Origin of the sequence: Halomonas sp. ND22Bw (assembly GCF_003011945.1) — a bacterium.
GTDB classification, from domain to species: domain Bacteria; phylum Pseudomonadota; class Gammaproteobacteria; order Pseudomonadales; family Halomonadaceae; genus Halomonas; species Halomonas halophila.
Genome location: NZ_PXWD01001191.1, coordinates 1 through 259 on the forward strand (window position 1 = coordinate 1; position 259 = coordinate 259).

1 protein-coding gene is annotated in these 259 nt (G+C 57.9%); it reads left to right on the top strand.

Going from position 1 to position 259, the window contains the following annotated elements; genetic code table 11:
- Window positions 1-200, top strand: a 200-nt coding sequence (locus tag CVH10_RS21945; protein ID WP_146143269.1) for an integrase core domain-containing protein, incomplete at its 5' end; no start/stop codon positions are given.
- Window positions 201-259 lie beyond the last annotated feature (59 nt).

Genomic DNA, 259 nt, shown 5'->3' on the forward strand with positions numbered 1-259 from the left:
AGGCCGAGAGGTTCATCCAGTCGGCGTTGCGTGAATGGGCCTATGGCTGGACCTACCAGAACTCAGCCCACCGAACCGATGCACTGGCAAGCTGGCAGCACCACTACAACTGGCATCGCCCCCACAGCGGTATCGGCGGCCTCGCGCCTATGTCCAGACTCAACTCGTCAAGAAATAACCTCTTGACGCTTCACAACTAGGGCTGGACTAGGACTGGACTAGGACTGGACTAGGACTGGACTAGGACTGGACTAGGACT